Source organism: Leyella stercorea (genome assembly GCF_021531655.1).
In genome coordinates, this window is sequence record NZ_JADYUF010000104.1 from 1 (window position 1) to 1,357 (window position 1,357).

At 44.1% G+C, this 1,357-nt stretch carries 1 protein-coding gene; it reads left to right on the plus strand.

Annotated features, from left to right (window positions below; genetic code table 11):
• Window positions 1-95 precede the first annotated feature (95 nt).
• Complete coding sequence (locus tag I6E49_RS14205) at window positions 96-1,199, plus strand: IS5 family transposase (RefSeq protein ID WP_235403136.1); 1,104 nt, start codon at window positions 96-98, stop codon at window positions 1,197-1,199.
• Window positions 1,200-1,357: the final 158 nt, after the last annotated feature.

Genomic DNA, 1,357 nt, shown 5'->3' on the forward strand with positions numbered 1-1,357 from the left:
AGGGATGTTCTATAAATTAACATATTGATAATTAGTTATTTAATTTAATAATTCAATAAATAGTCGTATTTTTGCTGTAGAAATCATACAGAAACATGCAGAAAACTACTATATACCGCAAGCCAATGGGTGAAAACCTGTTTGAGGAGGAGTTTACAATTGAAGCTCTCTCCCAGATGGGCAATCCTCTTGAGCAGCTCGCTGCCTTGGTTGACTTTGAGATGTTCCGTCCCGCACTTGAAGAAGTGCTGGTCAAGAAAGACTGCAAGACTCCAGCAGGACGTCCGCAGATTGATGTTGTTCTTATGTTCAAGGTTATATTCCTTCAGCGTTACTATGGTTTGGGCGATCACCAGATACAGTATCAGATTATAGACCGTACCAGCTTCCGCCAGTTCCTTGGCATTCATACGGTGGCAGAGGTTCCTGACGAGAAGACCGTTTGGGCATGTAAGAATAGGCTTGCTGAGGATGGCACCTTCGACTGCCTGTTTGATGAGTTTCGAACCTTCCTTGAAAACAAGGGGCTCTCATTCAATGAGGGCAAGATAATTGACGCGACCTTTGTTGAGGCTCCAAGGCAGAGAAATACCAAGGAGGAAAACAAGCAGATCAAGGCTGGCAATGGTAAAGACCTGTGGAATGCTGAAGAAGGTGAATCCGAGAAGGAAAAGAAGCGCAAGATGCACAAAAAATCTCACAAGGATGTTGATGCCCGATGGACGAAGAAACGTGGTGAAAATCACTATGGTTACAAGAATCACATCAAAGCAGACAAGAAGACCAAACTCATAGAGAAGTATCACACTACAGACGCAAGCGTACATGACTCAAATGTTATCAAACCCCTCATTGAAGAGAAGGACAAAGGACAGGACTTGTTCCTTGATGCAGGTTACGAATCAAAGGAAGACATCGTAAAAGAGTGCGGGATGAATCCTGTTATCTGCGAGAAAGGACATCGCAACAACCCTCTGACTGACGAGCAGAAGCAGAACAACCGCATCAAGTCTAAGGATAGATGCCGCATTGAACACATCTTCGGATTCGTCGAGGGAGCCATGAACGGCTCACTTGTTCGCAGCATCGGAATGATGCGAGCCAAAGCAGCCAATGCTCTGACCAACCTCGTCTATAACATATTCAGATATGTACAGATCAACATATACCAGCCGCAGCTTATCACCAGCAAGGGATAGTTGTGTCCATACGTCTCAAATCGTTAAAAACAACATGTCAATGAGTGGATAAACGAACACAATCGATAGCCGAAGTCCTCGGATGAGCTACTGATTCCGAAAGATTGAGTCTGGCGGAACGGCTTCCACTTGAATTAATCAATTAATAGAACCTACCT